Origin of the sequence: Streptomonospora wellingtoniae (assembly GCF_031845375.1) — a bacterium.
GTDB lineage: Bacteria > Actinomycetota > Actinomycetes > Streptosporangiales > Streptosporangiaceae > Streptomonospora > Streptomonospora wellingtoniae.
In genome coordinates, this window is record NZ_JAVREK010000004.1 from 42800 (window position 1) to 60291 (window position 17492).

Below are 17492 nucleotides of genomic sequence, written 5' to 3' on the forward strand. Positions count from 1 at the left end.
TGCGGGATCGGAGAAATCGCGAGACTGTCGTGACAGTATGGCGCCATGGAGCGGTCGAACGGGCAGCGCACCCCTCGCGCCGCCGCTTCGGGCACACGGACCCGGCTGCTGGACGCCGCCTATGTCGAGGTCGTGGCCGGGCGCTGGGCGCGGATGCGGATGGCCGACATCGCCGCAGTCGCGGGAGTGTCGCGCCAGACCCTCTACAACGAGTTCGGCAGCAAAGAGGGCCTGCTGCAGGCCGTGGTCGTGCGCGAGGCAGGGCGGTTCCTCGACGGGGTGATGGACATCCTCGCCGGATCCACCGGCGACCCCGCCCATGCGGTCGCCGAAGCGGCCCGCTGGACCCTGACCGCGTCGGCAGACGACCCGCTGCTGGGCGCGATCATCACCGGCGACTCCGAACTCCTGCCGGTGCTGACCACGCGCGCGGCGCCGCTGCACGTCGAGCTCGGGTCGCGGATGACCGAATACCTTCGCGGGCGCCTGCCCGGCTGGGGCGCCGAGCGCGCCGAGGCGGTGGCCGAAGTGGCCCTACGGCTCACACTTTCCTACGTGCTGCTGCCCACCGAGCCCGACCAGGCCGCCGAACGCGTCCAGCTGGCGGTGCGCAGCATGGTCGCCGCGTCCCGGGAGCCCGCCCGCGAAGGACACCCGGGACGGTGAGACCGGTGCCGGTCGGCAGCCGCTGCCGGGTGCCGGCGCTTTCCGCGACCGCGGCTTCCCGCAGCGCGGCGGCGGGGCGCCCCGCCCCGCGTGTCAGTGCCGCTCGTCCTCGTCGTCGCGGCTGCTCAGCAGGCGGCGCAGCGAGGCCACGCGGTCGGCGTCCAGCCTGCCCTCGGCGATCTCGGCGTCCAGGGCGCAGCCGGGCGCGCCCTCGGTGTGGGGGCAACCGGGAGGGCACTCGGCCGCCGCATCGTCGAGGTCGGGGAAGCCCCCCACCACGTCGCCGGGGCTGACGTGGGCCAGCCCGAAGCTGCGCACGCCCGGTGTGTCGATGATCCAGCCGTCCTCGAAGGGCAGCGCGACGGCCGAGGTGGAGGTGTGCCTGCCCCGCCCGGTGACCGGGTTGACGTCGCCGACCGAGCGCTCGGCGTCGGGAACGAGCCGGTTCACCAGGGTCGACTTGCCCACCCCCGAGTAGCCGACCAAGACGCTCGTCCGGCCCGCCAGGCGCTCGTGCAGCGCGCTCAGTTCGCCTGTGCGGCTGGTGACGACGTGGGGCACGTCCAGCCCTGCGTAGGTGCTCAGCAGCTCGCCGGGCTCGGCCAGGTCGGCCTTCGTCAGGCACAGCAGCGGGTCCAGTCCGGCGTCGAACGCGGCCACGAGGCAGCGGTCGACGAAGCGCGGCCGGGGCTCGGGGTCGGCCAGCGAGCACACGATGGCCAACTGGTCGGCGTTGGCCACGATGACCCGCTCGACCGGGTCGGTGTCGTCGGCGGTGCGGCGCAGCACCGAGGCCCGCTCCTCGACGCGCACGACCCGTGCCAGGGTGTCGGGGAGCCCGGACAGGTCGCCGACCAGCGCCACCCGGTCGCCGACCACGATGCTGCCGCGGCCGAGCTCGCGGGCCTTCATCGCCACCACCTGGCGGCCGTCGACCAGGCAGCGGTAGCGGCCGCGGTCGACGGCGGTGACGAACCCGCCGCGGGCGTTCTCGTGCTTGGGGCGGATGCGGGTGCGCGGACGAGAGCCGCCGCGCGGGCGGACGCGGACGTCGTCCTCGTCCAGGTCGCGCCGCCCGCCCTTCACCGCGTCACCTCGGCCCAGAGCTCGGGGAAGCCGGGCAGCGTCTTGGCCGTCGTGGCGATGTTCTCCACCTCCACTCCGCCGACCGCGAGGCCGATCACCGCGCCCGATGTGGCCATGCGGTGGTCGTCGTAGCTGTGGAACACGCCGGAGTGCAGGGGCCGCGGCCGGACCGCGAGGCCGTCGGGCAACTCCTCGGCGTCGCCGCCCAGCGCGTTGATCTCGCGCACCAGCGCCGCGATGCGGTCGGTCTCGTGCCGCCGCAGGTGGGCGATGCCGGTCAGCCGCGACGGGCCGGACGCCAGCGCCGCGACCGCGGCGATCGTGGGCGTGAGCTCGCCGACCTCGCGCAGGTCGGCGATGATCCCGCGGATCTCGCCGGTGCCGCGCAGTGTCAACCCGTCGGGGCCGGCGGCGACCTCGCCGCCCATGCGCGCGAACAGGCCGCGCAGCGCGTCGCCCGGCTGGGCAGTGCGCTCGGGCCAGCCCGCCACGGTCACGCGGCCGCCGGTGACCAGCGCGGCCGCCAGAAAGGGGGCGGCGTTGGACAGGTCGGGCTCGACCACGACCTCGCCGGCCTTCACCGGGCCCGGCGCCACCCGCCACACGTCGGGCACCGAGGTGTCGACGGACACTCCGGCGGCGCGCAGCATCTCCACAGTCATGTCCAGGTGCGGCCGGGAGGGCACCGGAGAGCCGTCGTGGCGGACCTCCACGCCGTGCTCGAAGCGGGCGCCGCTGAGCAGCAGCGCAGAGACGAACTGGGAGGAGCCCGAGGCGTCCAGGCGCACGGTGCCGCCGCGCACGCCGCCGGTTCCGCGGACGGCCAGCGGCAGCGCCCCGCGGCCGCCGTCGTCGATGTCGGCGCCCAACGAGCGCATCGCCTCCAGCAGCGGGCCCACCGGGCGCTCGCGCGCCCGCGGGTCGCCGTCGAAGGAGACCTCGCCGTCGGCCAGGGCCGCCAGCGGCGGCAGGAAGCGCATGACCGTGCCCGCGTTGCCGACGTCCACGTGCGCGGGCCCGCGCGGGGGTGCGGGCGCGACCTCCCAGTCGCCGTCCGAGCCGCCGGAGGCCACTCCGATGCCCAGCGCGCGCAGGGATGCGGCCATCAGTTCGGTGTCGCGGCTGCGCAGCGGCCGGCGCACCGTGGCGGGGTCCTCCGAGAGCGCCGCCAGGACCAGCGCGCGGTTGGTCATGGACTTGGAACCCGGCAGGGTGACCGTGGCGTCCACGGGCGTGCGGGCGGTGGGTGCGGGCCAGTGCTGCGCGGATTCGGGCATGTCTCCAAGGTTATCCGGCACCCGCGGACCGCGCCGTCGGGCGCGGCGCCGCCGGAGCCGGTTCCGGCGGGAGGGGCGGCGCGGCCAAGACGCTGTGGGGGAGGATGCCGGAGTAAGCTTCGCCCCGCCGTGCCGGCGGCACACGCGAGCAGAGGAGGCCCCGATGGCCGACAAGGTCCACCACTACCGGGTCAGCGTCCGCTGGACGGGCAACACCGGTGAGGGAACCGCCGGCTACCGCTCCTTCGAGCGCTCCCACGACGTCGAGGCCGAGGGCAGGCCCGTGCTGAAGGGCTCGGCCGACTCCGCGTTCCGCGGCGACCCCGAGCGGTGGAATCCGGAGGACTTCCTGGTCGGCGCACTGAGCGAGTGCCACATGCTCTCCTACCTCGCCCTGGCCCCGGCGGCGGGGGTCGACGTCGTCGCCTACACCGACACCGCCACGGCCGCCATGACCACCCACCGCGACGGCTCGGGGGAGTTCGACGAGGCCGTGCTGCATCCCGTGGTGACCGTCGCCGAGGCGGGCATGGCCGAGGCGGCGCGGAGCCTGCACGAGAAGGCGCACGAGAAGTGCTTCATCGCGCGCTCGGTGAACTTCCCGGTGCGCAACGAGCCGGAGATCCGCGTCGCCGGCGCCGGGTGACCGCGAGGGCGGCGGCGGAGCGCGCGCCCCACTGTCCGTGCCCGCCGCTAAGCTTGCGCGCATGTGCGGTCGATACGCCCAAGCCCGCAACCGGCACGAGCTCCAGCTCGCGTTCGACTTCCCCGAGGCCGACGAAGGCGCGGCCCCGGCTGAGGGCGCGTCCGACCTGAGGGCCCGGCCCCCGCTGGAGGAGCTGGAGCCCGACTACAACGTCGCGCCGGGAAAGTCCGTCTACGTCGTGCTGGGCACCGCCCCCGGCGAGGCCGCCGCCGGCGCGGAGTACCGCGGACCGCGCGCCCTGGGCACCATGCGCTGGGGGCTCGTGCCGTCCTGGGCCAAGGACCCCGGCGTCGGCTACAAGATGATCAACGCGCGCAGCGAGACCGCGGCCGAGAAACCCGCCTACCGCAATGCGTTCGCCCGCCGGCGCTGCCTCATCCCCGCCGACGCCTACTACGAGTGGCAGTTGCTGCCCGAGGACCGGCCGGGCGAGGCCGAGGCGGGAACCTCCCCGGTCACCGACTCCGCCCACAAGCGCCGCAAGGCCCGGTCGCGCAAGCGCCCCTACGCCATCCGCTACGCCGACGGCTCTCCCCTCGCGTTCGCCGGGCTCTTCGAGCGCTGGCGCGATCCCACGCGCCCCGAGGGCGACCCCGCGGCGTGGCTGTGGAGCTGCACCGTCGTCACGACGCAGGCGGCACCCGAGCTGAGCGGCATCCACGAGCGCATGCCCGTGGTGGTCCCGCCGCCGCTGTGGCAGGTGTGGCTCGACCCGGCCTCCGGCCCCGCCGACCTGCACCGCGCCCTCGCGGCCACTCCGGTGCGGGAGTTCTCGGTCACTCCGGTCGGCACGGCCGTCAACAGCGTCCGCAACAACGGCCCCGAACTGCTCGACCCCGCCCCCGAGCCGCCGGAACCGGCCGGCGACCAGGGCGCCACGCTGTTCTGACGTCAGCCGTCGGGGCGGTCCGGTGCCGCCCGCAGCGCCGGTCGGCACCCCGCCGCCTCTGGAACCGGCGCGCACCCCGTAGGTAGGGTGGCCCCGATCACCGGATCGCCGCCGGGCCGGACGCGGGTCGGCGGTGCACCGTGACGGCGGTGCCGGATCCGTGTTCGCGACACAGGCAACGACACCGACGACAACGTCGCGTCGAGCCGCGGGGGCCGTCGCCCCTTCGGCCGATCCGACGACACCAACACCAACCGCGGGAGCTCGCGCCATGGCGGGCTGAGAGGGCGGCTGCCCCGAGAACGGGGCGGGTGCCGCCGACCGCAGAACCTGTTCGGGTAATTCCGACGTAGGGAGGCGTGCCTTGACGGCGCTCGACGACCGTAGTGTCCAGCCCACCGTGACCTCCGGTCCCATCATGGGATCGCAGAAGGTCTACCGAGAGGTTACCGACCCCGACTCCGGACGGACGCTGCGCGTTCCGCACCGGCGGGTGGGTCTGGACAATGGCAGCCACATCGACCTGTACGACACCTCCGGCCCCTACACAGACACCGACGCAGCGCGCGGAATCGACGTCCACGCCGGTCTGGAGCGCATGCGCGAGGAGTGGCTCCGCGACCGCGAACCGGTGGACGGCGCCGTCACCCAGGCGGCCTACGCCAAGGCCGGCGTGATCACGCCCGAGATGCGCTACATCGCCGAGCGCGAGGGGATGGCCCCCGAGTTCGTGCGCTCGGAGGTGGCCGTCGGCCGCGCGGTCATCCCGGCCAACCGCCGCCACCCCGAGTCCGAGCCGATGATCATCGGCAAGGGCTTCCTGGTGAAGGTCAACGCCAACATCGGCAACTCCGCGGTGACCTCCTCGGTCGCCGAGGAGGTCGAGAAGATGGTCTGGGCCACCCGCTGGGGGGCCGACACGCTCATGGACCTGTCCACCGGCAAGCGCATCCACGAGACCCGGGAGTGGATCATCCGCAATTCCCCGGTCCCCGTGGGCACCGTGCCCATCTACCAGGCTCTGGAGAAGGTCGACGGTGATCCCGCTTCGCTGACCTGGGAGATCTACCGCGACACCGTCATCGAGCAGGCCGAGCAGGGCGTGGACTACATGACGGTGCACGCCGGCGTGCTCCTGCGCTACGTCCCGCTGACCGCCCGCCGCGTCACCGGGATCGTCTCGCGCGGCGGCTCGATCATGGCGGCGTGGTGCCTCGCCCACCACGAGGAGAGCTTCCTCTACACCCGCTTCGAGGAGCTCTGCGAGATCTTCCGCCGCTACGACATCACCTTCTCGCTCGGTGACGGCCTGCGGCCCGGCTCCATCGCCGACGCCAACGACGAGGCCCAGTTCGCCGAGCTGCGCACGCTGGGCGAGCTGACCCACATCGCCCGCGCCCACGACGTGCAGGTGATGATCGAGGGTCCCGGGCACGTCCCGCTGCACAAGATCGCCGAGAACGTGCGGCTGGAGGAGGAGCTCTGCGGGGAGGCGCCCTTCTACACTCTGGGCCCGCTGGCCACCGACATCGCGCCGGGCTACGACCACATCACCTCGGCCATCGGTGCGGCGCAGATCGCCTGGCACGGCACCGCGATGCTGTGCTACGTCACCCCCAAGGAGCACCTGGGCCTGCCCGACCGGGACGACGTCAAGACCGGCGTCATCACCTACAAGCTGGCCGCTCACTCCGCGGACCTGGCCAAGGGCCACCCCCGGGCACAGGAGTGGGACGACACGCTCTCGACGGCCCGCTTCGAGTTCCGCTGGCAGGACCAGTTCCACCTGGCCCTCGACCCCGAGACCGCCCAGTCGTTCCACGACCAGACGCTGCCGGCCGAGCCCGCCAAGACCGCGCACTTCTGCTCGATGTGCGGTCCCAAGTTCTGCTCCATGAAGATCACCCAGGACGTCCGCAGGTACGCCGAGGAGAACGGCCTTTCCACGGTGGCCGCCATCGACAAGGGCATGCGGGACAAGTCCGAGGAGTTCGCCGACCGCGGCAAGCGGGTCTACCTGCCGATGGCCGACGACTCCGACCGAACCGACGGTTCCGAGCGGCCCGAGCACGCCGCTCGGACCGAGTAGGCGAGCGGGACCGCGGGCCGGGCCTCCGGCCCGCGCCCGGGGCCCGAACGGGGCCGGCACCGCGCGGCGGTGCCGGCCCCGGCGCGTGCGCCCGCCCGCCGTCGCCGTGCGCCTGTGTTCAGCGTGGCTGCGGCGGCGTGATCATGTTGGGCTTGCGGGCGCTCGCCAGCAGGTGCACGCCCACATAGTCGTCGGACTCCCCCGCCCGCAGCTCCATCTCGACCAGCCTTCCCAGCGCCTGGGAGTCGCGGGCGAGCATCACCTCGACGGTGGAGGCCGAGAGCACGGTACGCGGCCGGATCCAGTCGAGTTCCAGGCCGACGTCGGTGACGACCTCGCCGATCTGCTCGGCGGTGAAGCACCTCGTGATCGAGCCGTCGGGCCAGGGCACCAGCAGCACGTCGGCCCGCGGTGCGAAGCTCAGCTCGGGCCAGCAGTCCTGCTCGGCCAGCAGCGCCATACCCAGCACGACCGAGTCGACGCACAGCAGCACCCGGCCGCCCGGCCGCAGCACGCGGGCGATCTCGCCCAGCGAGGCCTCGGTGGCCAGGTGGCGCGACAGCACCCGGTTGTCGGCGAGCACGCCGTCGAAGGCGCCGCTGGTGAACTCCGACAAGAAGGTGGTGTCGCCGACCACGGGCTGCAGGCGCCCCGGCGAGCGCCGCCGCGCCGCCGGAACGTGCCCGTTGACCAGGGTGAGCTGGCGGCGCGGCCGAAGTTCGGCCGAAGGCAGCAGGGTGACCACGTCGTGTCCGTCGGCCACCGCCCGCGGCGCGCCGCGGAAGTCGGGCCCGGACAGGTCGAGGATGCGCCCTGGCTCCTCGGGCAGCCATCGGGCGAGCTGAGCGTCCGCCACAGCCCAGTAGAACCGCCAGTAGGCGGACAGGGAGTCGCTGGTCGCGAAGTGCGCGGCGGCCGAACGCGCTGGGCGGGAATCAGGCACGGCCTCGGCGGTCTCGTGTTCCGGCGGGCGGGACGCGGAGTTGGAGGACGGTCGCACGCATGCTCCTCTCCCACGTCTGTGTTGAAGGTTTTACCCTCACTCTTGCACGGGTCACCCCCGCGGGTGCGCCGAAACGGCGGTTGTGTGCCGCGCGCAACCGCCCCGACCGGTGGAATCAGCCGGGGCGGGGCGTTGTTGGCATGCACATCACTACCCGGCAGGCCGGATGCGGACCTCGGAAACACGCCGCGGCGCTTCGGGACCGGCTCCGGCTCCTGCGGCCAGACGAGGAGAACAAAGGCAGGTCAATGCCTACTGCTACCTGTGACTTAGACGAACCGCGCACGGGCGTCCCGGCGCCCGGCGATGTGCCCTCCGCGGGTGCGGCGTCGTATCGTGAGGCTACGGTTGCCCCACGGGAGGCCAGCACAAGGAGGCAGGCGGGCTTGAATCAGGGCCAGGAGACACTCGACGAGCAGGGCGCTCGGTTCGAGCGGGACGTGCTTCCGTTCTTGGACCAGCTTTATTCGGCGGCGCTGCGGATGACCCGCAACCCCTCCGACGCAGAGGACCTCGTCCAGGAGACGTTCGCCAAGGCGTTCGGCTCGTTCCACCAGTTCAAGGAAGGGACGAACCTCAAGGCCTGGCTGTATCGGATCCTCACCAACACGTTCATCAACTCCTACCGCAAGAAGCAGCGCGAGCCCCGGCAGGCCGGTACCGAGGACGTCGAGGACTGGCAGCTCGCGCAGGCGGCGTCGCACTCCTCCTCCGGGCTGAAGTCAGCCGAGGCCGAGGCGCTGGAGCACCTGCCCGACACCGACGTCAAGCGGGCATTGCAGGATCTGCCCGAGGACTTCCGCATCGCCGTCTATCTCGCCGACGTCGAGGGCTTCGCCTACAAGGAGGTCGCCGAGATCATGGAGACTCCGATCGGCACGGTCATGTCGCGGCTGCACCGCGGTAGGCGGCAGCTGCGCTCGATGCTGGAGGAGTACGCGCTGGAGCGCGGCATTCTGGATTCGGAGGACGGCGAGGGTATCGCGGTAGAGGCGTCCAACAGCGGGTTGAGTCGGAGGGACCAGCGATGAGCTGCGGAGGAGAGCACGCTACCCCGTGTAGCGAGGTGCTGGCGAAGGTCTACTCCTACATCGACGGGGAGCTCGAAGAGGGCAACTGCGCCGAGATCCGCGAGCACCTCGACGAGTGCGGTCCCTGCCTGGCCGAGTACGGCTTGGAGGAAGTCGTCAAGAAGCTCGTGGCCAGGCACTGCGGCGCCGATCCGGTACCCGGCGACCTGCGCTCGAAAGTCCTGCACCGCATCGAGGCGGCGCGGTCCGACCTCCAGGTGCGCGAAAGCGCGGAGGCGGACTAGGCCCGTGATGGGAGCCCGGCACATCACCGTTGATCTTGTAGCTATCGCAAATGGAAATCGTTTTCCTTCACGATAGCTACAAGATCAACGGGGTTCGGGACGGGCCAGCATCGGTGGCCGGGATCCGACCGGAGAGTGCACGGCGCGCTCGGCGGTGAGTCGGTCCCGGCGCGAGCGCGCCGAGCGAGGCCTTCCGGCGGCGGGTCAGCGGGCGCACTCTCCGCTGAACCCGACAATGCGGTCGATATTGCATCGAACAAGTTCTGCACTGGCGAAAAGCCGCGGAACCATTGAATTGTGACGTGTCCGGCGGTCGGTCTGCCCGGCTGCCGGACACATGTGTTTTCGGCCGGGCGCGGCGACACCGCCGCGCGTATCGACGGGATGCGCCGACGTCCGGGTTTTGGTCGCCGGGCAGGCGTGTGCGGCCGGCGCGCGCGGCTCGACACGCCCGGAGCCGCCGGGATTCAGGTCAAGAAATGGTCGCATTCTATTGTAGACGATATACGGAATGCTGTTCCGTCTTGCTCACGTTATGTGGTCATCAGTGGTGGCGGGTGCTGCGCGGGTTCACGGAAGATCCGGTACTGCGGCGTGCGGAGTTTGGTCGGCGTGTATCCGAACGGCTTCGGAGAGTAATCGAAGCGACTACGATACTCCTTCGGAATTCCGTCATCCGAAAACGGAATGCCAGAGAGCGGTCGGCTGCGGCCCGTGGATCGGGTCAGGGAAATCAGGCCCCTCGTGCGGGCCGTTAAACTGGTCGCCATATCCACCGTATGGGGTAATTCGCACAGCGCACCGGGGGTTCCCGGCCACATGGGCCGGGATGGGTGCGCGACCGGAAAACAGGGGGGCTGCCGTGGGTTGGCTCATTTCCGAAATGGTGCACCAGGGAATCATCACGACCGGTGCACTGGCCTGCGCGAACGGGTGGTGCTGGTGGTAGAACGGAATCGATGAAACCATGGTGGTTCGGTCGGCTTTGGGGTGGGAGGTACCAGGAATTGCGTGCCCTTCCGGGAGCGGCCCGGCTCTACATCGGGCTCGTGTTCCTCAGCGCCCTCGCCGTGGTCGGGCTCGGCCCCTTCACCGGGATCGACCCGGCCACGCTCGCGCTGGTCGTGGTGCTCTACGTGGTCACCGAGTCGATCAGCACCACCATGCACAACGGCAAGGCAGGGGTCTCGCCGGGTGCAGCGGCGTCGCTGGCCGCGGTCGTACTGGTCGGTCCGGTCGGCGCGGCCGCCGGCGCCCTGTGCTCGGCGCCCTTCGTGCTGCGCCGCCAGAACGTCGTCAAGCGGATGTTCAACGGCGGCCAGCTCGCTCTGGTGGGCTACGCCACCGGACACGCGTTCCTGGCCCTGGGCGGCGAGGTCGGCCCGCCTGACCGGGCCGACTTCCCGTGGATCCTCGTGCCCTTCTGCGCGGCGCTGGTCGTCTACGGCGTGGGCAACTCCGTGCTGGTGGGCCTGCTGATGTGGTGCCTGGGCGAGGTCCGCCTGGCCCCGCCGCGGCGCGTCCGCTGGCGCACGCTGGCCACCCTGGAGCTGGCGTCGCTGGGCTACGGCATGCTCGGGCTCTTCATCGCCGTGGTGTGGGGGGTGATCGGGGCGCCGGCGATCCTTCTGGTGCTCCTCCCGCTGTTCATCGCCCGCTGGGCCTTCGACCAGTGCCTGGCCGAGCAGCGCGCGCACGAGGCCACCCTGGCCACGCTGTGCCAGGCCGTCGAGACCAAGGACTACTACACCCGCGGGCACTGCATGCGGGTGTCCAAGGGCGCGGGCATGATCGCCCAGCAGCTGGGCATGCCCGCCGAGCGCGTGCAGACCATCCGCTATGCCGGGATGCTGCACGACGTCGGCAAGCTCGGCGTGCCCACCAAGGTGCTGCAGAAGCCCGACAAGCTCACCGAGGAGGAGTTCGCCGCCATCCAGCTGCATCCCATGCGCGGCTACGAGATCGTCCGCGAGATCGGCTTCCTGGACGAGGCGCTCGGCGGGATCATGCACCACCACGAGCGCATGGACGGGCGCGGCTACCCGATGGGCCTGGCCGGCACCGACATCCCCGAGTTCGGGCGGATCATCTCCGTCGCCGACGCCTTCGACTGCATGACCTCTACGCGTTCCTACCGCAAGGCGCGCACGGTCGAGGAGGCCTTCGCCGAGCTGCGGCGCGGCGCCGGCACCCAGTTCGACCCCGCGATGGTGGCGGCGCTGATCACCGCCGTCGACCGCGACGGCTGGGAGTTGCCCGACGCTGTCGAACCGCCCGGCGACGGCTCGGCGGTGGTCGCCCAGCAAGACCACGACGACCCGAGCGTCCCACTGCGCGTGGTGCGGGAGGCCGAGCGGTGATCACCGAGGAGTTCTACAGCATGCGCGCGCCTCGCCGCGCGGGGGCCTGGCGGCTTCTCGACGAGCCGATGCGCGTCCTTGTGATCGTCGTCGCCGCCGCCTTCGCCGCCGGTTCGCTGCTGTGGACCCTGGTCACCGGGTTCGGCGACGCGCAGACGGCGCTGGCCTTCGGCGTTCTGATCGCCCTGGGCGAGCTGGCCCGCATCACACTGCCGGGCAACCGCGAGGTCGCGCCCGTCGCCTCGGCCGGCGCCATCGGCTACACGTTCCTGCTCAACATCGGCGGCGACCACGTCCACCACTCGGGCTGGCAGGTCCTGGCGGTGGTCACCGTCGGCTTCGCGTTGGGCGAGCTGCCGCACATCGCCGCCGGACGCACACCCGAGTGGAGCGACCTCGCCCGCCGGATGATGGTCATCGTGGTGATCACGCTGGCGTTCCGGCCCTTCGCCGGCGACCTTTCACCCGGCGCCGAGGAGTCGCAGTGGTGGCCGGCGCTGCTCCTGATGGCCGTGCTGGTGCTGGCCGGGTGGCTGACCGACGCCGTCATCGCCGCGGCCATCCGCGCCGAGCGGCTGCGCGCCCGCCTCACCGTCGCCTTCCGCGACGAGCTGCGGGCCCACGCCGGCCTCGGCATGGCCATCGGCTCCTCGGGCATCCTCATCGCGCTGGCGAGCACCATAACCGGCCTGGCGGGCCTGCTGGTGTTCACCGCGCCCTTGCTGGTCACCCAGGTGGCCTTCCGCCGCTTCGCCGAGGTCCGGCTCACCTATCTGCAGACCGTGCGGGCCCTTTCGCGGGTCACCGAGGTGGGGGGCTACGTCGCCACCGGCCACTCGCGCCGCGTCAGCAGGCTGGCCAAGTCGATCGGCTGCGAGCTGGGCATGCGCGAGTCCGACCTGCTGGAGCTGGAGTACGCCGCGCTGATGCACGATATCGGCCAGCTGTCGCTGCGCGACCCCATCGCCAGCGGCGCCACCGTCTTCGCGCTGCCGCGGGAGCAGCGGCGCATCGCCGAGCTCGGCGCGGCGGTGATCCGCGAGACCGGCGTGCTCGACTCGGTGGCGGAGCTCGTGCGCCGCCAGTGCGAGCCCCACGGCGGCGACGGCGACGACGGCCCGCCGCCGCAGGGCAGCCGGGTCATCAAGGTCGCCAACGCGGTGGACGACCTCGTCGGCGAGTCCGGGGACCCCGAGCGCGTGCAGGCGGTGCTGGAGCGCCTGCGCATGGACGGCTTCGGCGAGTACGACCCCGAGGTCGTCGAGGCCGCCGCGCGCGCCATCGAGCGCGCCTCGTGCCGCTGGTGATCCGGCGCGGGTCTCCGGGAGGGACCCCGACCCCGTTGATCTTGTAGCTATCGTGAGTTAGAACGATTTCCATTCACGATAGCTACAAGATCAACGGCGATGGGGGGCCGGGCCTTGCCCGGGTGCAGGGGCGGGTTCGGCCGCGACGACCGGGGTGAGCTGGGCAGAGACCACGTAGGCGACGGTGACCGCCACGATGACCAGCGGCATCACGGCCAGGCCGTCGGAGAACAGCAGCAGCGTCGCCAGCATCACCGATGTCAGCGGCAGCCTGAGCATCACGACCGACATCGCACCGATGCCCATCGCGACGCCGGCTACCAGCGACAGCCCCACGAGATGCGACAGCAGCACCCCTCCTGCCGCGCCCAGGAACATGGCGGGAAACGTCGGGCCGCCCCGGAAACCGCTCAAGGAAGCGGTGTAGGCGAGGCCCTTGCAGGCGATGAGGAGCAGCAGGGACGCGACCGAGTACTCGGCGCTGTGCGCTATGAGCGGACCCACGGCGGTTTCGCCCGAGAACAGCACCTGCGACGAAGGCTTCCCGGTGCCCGCGGTGTAGGTCATGGCCAGCAGGGCGATGATCAGTCCCAATAGCGGCGTCACCAGTAGCAGGTGCCGCTGCGCGAACGGCTGTATCGCCTTCGCCAGGCGGCGGATCGCCGTCCCGAGGAGGGCCGCTGCGACGCCTATGGCAATGGCCCAGGCGAACTCGGCGACGTCGGGACGACTGTAGTCGGGCACGTCCGGAAGCCGCAGGGAGAACGTGCCCAGTCCCGTCCAGGAATCGAGGCCGATGAAGATCAGCGATCCCGTACCGGCGCCCAGCAAGCCCGGGACCAGCACCAGGCTGAGCACCGATCCGCCCAGGCCCGCCGCTTCCATCAGCAGGAACGCCCCAAGAATGGGGGAACCCAGCAGGGTGCTGACAGCGGCGAAACTACCGGAGGCCGCGACCACGGACAGGAGTTGCGGCGGCGCGTCCCGCTTGGCCAGGCGCACCGCCAGGACCGCCAGCCCACCCCCGAGGGTGATCAGTGGAGCCTCCGGTCCCAGCACCGCGCCGGCGCTCAACGTGGCCAGGGCGGCCAGCGCCACGCCGGGAAGCTCGCGGAGTACCGGCGCTCCCTGCGCCTTGAATCCCTCTGTCGGGGGCTCCCCGCCCGCCCCCGGCAGGTACCGTATCGCGGCTCCCACCAGCGCTCCCGCCACCACCAGCACGGGAACCGGCCACCACACGGGCGCGCCGGCGAAGCCCAGCACCTTGGGCAGATCGGCGAAGACCCACGTCTGCAGCTTCTCCGTCAGGGCGAGGAACCCGAACGCCGCCGCCGACACGGGCACGCCCAGGGCGCCCGCGATGAGCAGTAGCCCCACGTAGCGGCGACTGCGCAGCATGGCTGCCGGATCGAGGGACTCGGTCACTACACCTGCGTTCCGGAGTATGGGCGGACCTCAGGCCGGTCCGGCCCTCGGATCACGTTTCACCTGCCCGAACGGGTCCGAGACTATCCCCGCAGAGGCGGGGGCCCCCGGAGAAGCCGCTGCTGGGGGGCGTGTCGGCACGATCGCGCCCGGTTCTCCGACGCCGCCGTGCTGCTGCGCTGCACCCGTTCAGCGGGCGGCGATGCGGCCAGAGCCCCCGGAGGAAGCCGGAACTGTGACCTTGCCCGCCGTGGTGGAGCGGCTTCGGCGCAGCTCCGCTGCGGTAGGTTCGGCTGCCATGGCCATCCCCGAAGGGCTGCTGGGCAGCGCCGACCTGCTGGTCGGTACGCAGGACACCGCCCTCGCGCTGGGCAGCGGCGACGCCGAGGTGCTCGGGACGCCGCGCGTGCTCGCGCTGGCCGAGGCCGCCACCGTCGCCGCGACGGAGGGCCGGCTCGACGAGGGCGCCACGACCGTGGGCACCGAGATCGCGCTGTCCCACCTGGCCGCCTCGGCCGTGGGAGCCCGCGTGCGCGCCGAAGCCCGGCTGAGCCGGGTCGACGGGCGGCGGCTGCTCTTCGACGTGGCCGTCTCGCAGGAGGGCGGGCAGGGCACCGCACTGGCCCGCGGGACCGTCGAGCGGGTCGTGGTGGACCGCGCGCGCTTCACCGCCGCCGCGCGGCCCTGACACCGGTCGCGCGGCGCCCTCAGACGCCCATCGTCTTGCGCGGGTAGACGTTCCCGGGATCGGTCGCGATGTTGACCATGTAGGGCACGCCGGAGTCGAAGGCGCGGCGCAGGGCCGGGGCGATCTCCTCGGGGTCGGTCACCAATTCGCCGCCGCCGCCCAGGGCGCGCACGACCTCGTCGTAGCGGGTCTGGGGGGTGAGGTCGGCGGCGACGTCATAACCGTAGAGCATCTGCATCGGCGCCTTCTCCAGGCCCCAGATGCCGTTGTTGCCGCAGACCATCACGACCGGGAGCCGGTGGCGCACGAGGGTGTCGACGTCCATCAGGGAGAACCCGGCGGCGCCGTCGCCCATCAGGGTCACCACCTGCGACGAGGGATGGGTGAGCCGGGCCGCCGCGGAGTAGCCCATGCCCGTGCCCAGGCAGCCGAACGGGCCCGGGTCCAGCCACCGGCCGGGGCGTTTGGGCTCGACGTACTTGCCGGCGTAGGAGACGAAGTCGCCCCCGTCGCCGATCACCACCGCGTCGTCGTCGAGGAGGCGGTTGAGCTCGCCGTAGATGCGGGCCGGGTGGATCGGGTCGGCGCCGGAGGCCAGCGCGTCGGAGTCCTGGGCGGCCGCGGCCCGGGCGGCCTCGGTGATCTCGGCGCTCCAGCGACGCGCGGAGGCGCTCGGCGCGGCGGCGCCTGCGATGCCGCGCAGTGCGGCCGAGAGGTCGCCCCAAACCGCGGCGGCCGGCGTCATGTGGTCGGTGACCTGCTCGGCGGAGTCGGCCACGTGCACGACCTTGGCCAGCGGGAAGTCGTCCTTGCCGCCGAAGAGGCCGTGACCCAGCCGGAAGTCCAGGGGAGTTCCGACGACGATCACGAGGTCGGCCCGGCCGAGTGCCGCGCCGCGGGCACGGTTGGCCAGCAGTCGGTGCCCGCCCGGCAGGACGCCGCGCCCCTGCCCGTTGGTGACGACCGGGACGCCCAGCTCCTCGGCGGCCTCCAGGGCGGCCTGCGCGGCTCCGTCGAGCCAGACGTCGGACCCGTAGACCAGCACCGGCCGCTCGGCCTCACTCAGCAGGCGAGCGGCCTCGGCGACACGTCCGGGCTCCGGCGAGCGGTCGGCCGGGGGCGCCGCGGCCGACAGCTCGGCCTCGGCCTGGTCGTAGAGGCGGTCCATCGGGATGTCCAGGAACACCGGGCCGCGGTGGGCGCCGTTGGCCAGCCGGGCGGCCTCGTCCATCGCCGCGCCGATGCCGTCGGTGCCGTGCACGGTCCAGGCGCGCTTGGTGACCGGCTCCAGCATCGGGGGCTGGTCGAGCTCCTGCAGCAGCCCCTGGCCCCACCGGCTGTCGGGGGCGCGCCCGCCGAGGAGGATCAGCGGCGAGCCGCTGAAGCGGGCCGTGGCAACGCCGCTGACGGCGTTGGTGACTCCGGGGCCGGCGGTGACCACGGCCAGGCCCGCACGTCCGGTGAGCTTGCCGACGCCTTCGGCGGCGAAGACGGCGGTCTGCTCGTGGCGGACGTCGAGCAGCCGCATCGTGGGCTCGGGTTTGACCGCGCCGTCGTAGAGCGGGAACACGTGGCCGCCGCTGAGTGTGAACATGGTGTCGATGCCGTGGTGGCGGGCGATCTCGACCGCGTGGGCGCCGCCGTGGCCGCTCAGGCGGCCCGTGAAGGGCGGCGGTGCGGAGACCTGGGGCGTGGACATGGCGGCGGTCACACTCCTTCGTATAGGGGGTGAGAGCAGGGCGGGCGGCCGCCGGCCGCCGACTTCCGGGCGAGCGGTTCCGTGAGGCGGTGCGCGGCGGGGCGGGGCGTCCGGGCTACTCGCCGGTAAGTTATCAGGCGCCGGTGATCGCGACCACACCGGCGCGGCCGACCGGTGCGGCCGGCCCCTGCGCCCGGCGGCTCACTCCTCCTCGGGTGGACGCAGCCGTGTGACGAACTTGTAGCGGTCACCCCGGTAGAGCGAGCGGACCCACTCCACCGGGTGCCCCTCGCCGTCGAAGCTGTGCTGGCAGTGCAGCACCAGCGGCAGCCCGACGTCCACGCCCAGCAGCCGGGCCTCGTTCGGTGTGGCCAGGACCGTCTCGATGGTGGCCTCGGCCTCGACCAGGCGGACGTCGTAGGCGCTCGCCAGTGCCTCGTACAGCGACGCGTAGCGGTCCAGCTGGCGCCGGAGTCCGGGGAAGCGCCGCGCCGCCAGGTGTGCGGTCTCCACGGCCATCGGCTCGCCGTTGGCCAGCCGCAGGCGCTCGATGCGCAGCACCCGCCCGCCCGAGCGGATCGCAAGCAGCTCGGCGAGCTGGTCGTCGGCGTTGATGTAGCTCACGTCGAGGATGCGCGTGGCCGGGTGCAGGCCGTGGGAGCGCATCTCCTGGGTGTAGCTGGTGAGCTGCAGCACCTGGGCCACCTTGGGCTTGGCGACGAAGGTCCCCTTGCCCTGGATGCGCAGCAGCCGCCCTTCGACCACCATCTCCGTCAGCGCCTGGCGCACCGTGGTGCGCGACGTGGCGAACTGGGCCGCGAGCGCACGCTCGGGCGGCACCGGGTTGCCGGCGGGCATGGCCTCGATGAGTTCCAGGAGCAGCTTCTTGACCTGGTAATACTTTGGAACTCGGTGACCGTCTTCGAGCATTCGCTGACCCGTCACGTCGGACTCCTCCACCGCTTCCCCGGTCGCTATTGGT

The 17492-nt window shown here is 72.2% G+C and carries 15 protein-coding genes; 9 read left to right on the plus strand and 6 right to left on the minus strand.

The window, feature by feature from the left end:
• Positions 1-45: 45 nt before the first annotated feature.
• Positions 46-666, plus strand: coding sequence for a TetR/AcrR family transcriptional regulator (locus RM446_RS05280; protein WP_311543976.1), 621 nt, complete (start codon positions 46-48; stop codon positions 664-666).
• 93 nt (positions 667-759) lie between these two features.
• Here RM446_RS05280 and rsgA read toward each other — a convergent pair whose 3' ends face one another.
• A complete protein-coding gene (gene rsgA / locus RM446_RS05285; RefSeq protein ID WP_311543977.1) occupies positions 760-1752 on the minus strand; it encodes a ribosome small subunit-dependent GTPase A in 993 nt (330 codons plus the stop codon).
• Positions 1749-3029, minus strand: coding sequence for a 3-phosphoshikimate 1-carboxyvinyltransferase (gene aroA / locus RM446_RS05290; RefSeq protein ID WP_311543978.1), 1281 nt, complete (start codon positions 3027-3029; stop codon positions 1749-1751). Before aroA ends, rsgA begins: the two co-directional genes overlap by 4 nt.
• Before the next feature lie 163 nt (positions 3030-3192).
• Between aroA and RM446_RS05295 the strand changes: the two genes are divergently transcribed.
• From RM446_RS05295 to thiC, 3 genes are all read left to right on the plus strand, one after another.
• A complete protein-coding gene (locus RM446_RS05295; protein WP_311543979.1) occupies positions 3193-3675 on the plus strand; it encodes an OsmC family protein in 483 nt (160 codons plus the stop codon).
• 61 nt (positions 3676-3736) lie between these two features.
• The gene (locus RM446_RS05300) at positions 3737-4624 is read left to right on the plus strand and encodes an SOS response-associated peptidase (protein ID WP_311543980.1); all 888 of its coding nucleotides are present in this window, start codon (positions 3737-3739) and stop codon (positions 4622-4624) included.
• Positions 4625-4988: 364 nt separating this feature from the next.
• Positions 4989-6713, plus strand: coding sequence for a phosphomethylpyrimidine synthase ThiC (gene thiC, locus RM446_RS05305; RefSeq protein WP_311543981.1), 1725 nt, complete (start codon positions 4989-4991; stop codon positions 6711-6713).
• A 118-nt stretch (positions 6714-6831) separates the two neighbouring features.
• Here thiC and RM446_RS05310 read toward each other — a convergent pair whose 3' ends face one another.
• Positions 6832-7656 carry a class I SAM-dependent methyltransferase gene (locus RM446_RS05310; protein WP_311544224.1) on the minus strand — a complete coding sequence of 275 codons (825 nt, stop codon included), beginning with the start codon at positions 7654-7656 and terminating at the stop codon, positions 6832-6834.
• Between the two features lie 446 nt (positions 7657-8102).
• Between RM446_RS05310 and RM446_RS05315 the strand changes: the two genes are divergently transcribed.
• The 4 genes from RM446_RS05315 to RM446_RS05330 all read left to right on the plus strand — a co-directional run bounded on the left by RM446_RS05315 (position 8103) and on the right by RM446_RS05330 (position 12698).
• Positions 8103-8747: a sigma-70 family RNA polymerase sigma factor gene (locus RM446_RS05315; RefSeq protein WP_311543982.1), complete on the plus strand. Its 645-nt coding sequence runs from the start codon at positions 8103-8105 to the stop codon at positions 8745-8747.
• Positions 8744-9031: a mycothiol system anti-sigma-R factor gene (gene rsrA / locus RM446_RS05320; RefSeq protein WP_311543983.1), complete on the plus strand. Its 288-nt coding sequence runs from the start codon at positions 8744-8746 to the stop codon at positions 9029-9031. The genes RM446_RS05315 and rsrA overlap by 4 nt, the downstream gene beginning before the upstream one ends.
• A gap of 1007 nt (positions 9032-10038) precedes the next feature.
• A complete protein-coding gene (locus RM446_RS05325; protein ID WP_311543984.1) occupies positions 10039-11391 on the plus strand; it encodes an HD-GYP domain-containing protein in 1353 nt (450 codons plus the stop codon).
• Positions 11392-11411: 20 nt separating this feature from the next.
• The gene (locus RM446_RS05330; protein WP_398694593.1) at positions 11412-12698 is read left to right on the plus strand and encodes an HD-GYP domain-containing protein; all 1287 of its coding nucleotides are present in this window, start codon (positions 11412-11414) and stop codon (positions 12696-12698) included.
• A gap of 90 nt (positions 12699-12788) precedes the next feature.
• Here RM446_RS05330 and RM446_RS05335 read toward each other — a convergent pair whose 3' ends face one another.
• Positions 12789-14123 (minus strand): chloride channel protein, encoded by a 1335-nt coding sequence (locus RM446_RS05335; protein WP_311543985.1) that lies wholly within the window; start codon positions 14121-14123, stop codon positions 12789-12791.
• Between the two features lie 235 nt (positions 14124-14358).
• Between RM446_RS05335 and RM446_RS05340 the strand changes: the two genes are divergently transcribed.
• Positions 14359-14811: a thioesterase family protein gene (locus RM446_RS05340; RefSeq protein ID WP_311543986.1), complete on the plus strand. Its 453-nt coding sequence runs from the start codon at positions 14359-14361 to the stop codon at positions 14809-14811.
• Between the two features lie 19 nt (positions 14812-14830).
• Here RM446_RS05340 and RM446_RS05345 read toward each other — a convergent pair whose 3' ends face one another.
• Both RM446_RS05345 and RM446_RS05350 read right to left on the minus strand, forming a co-directional pair.
• Entirely contained in the window at positions 14831-16510 is a 1680-nt protein-coding gene (locus RM446_RS05345; protein WP_311543987.1) for an acetolactate synthase, read from the minus strand.
• Positions 16511-16711: 201 nt separating this feature from the next.
• Positions 16712-17455, minus strand: a complete 744-nt coding sequence (locus RM446_RS05350) for a GntR family transcriptional regulator (RefSeq protein ID WP_311543988.1) — start codon at positions 17453-17455, stop codon at positions 16712-16714.
• Between the last annotated feature and the right edge of the window lie 37 nt (positions 17456-17492).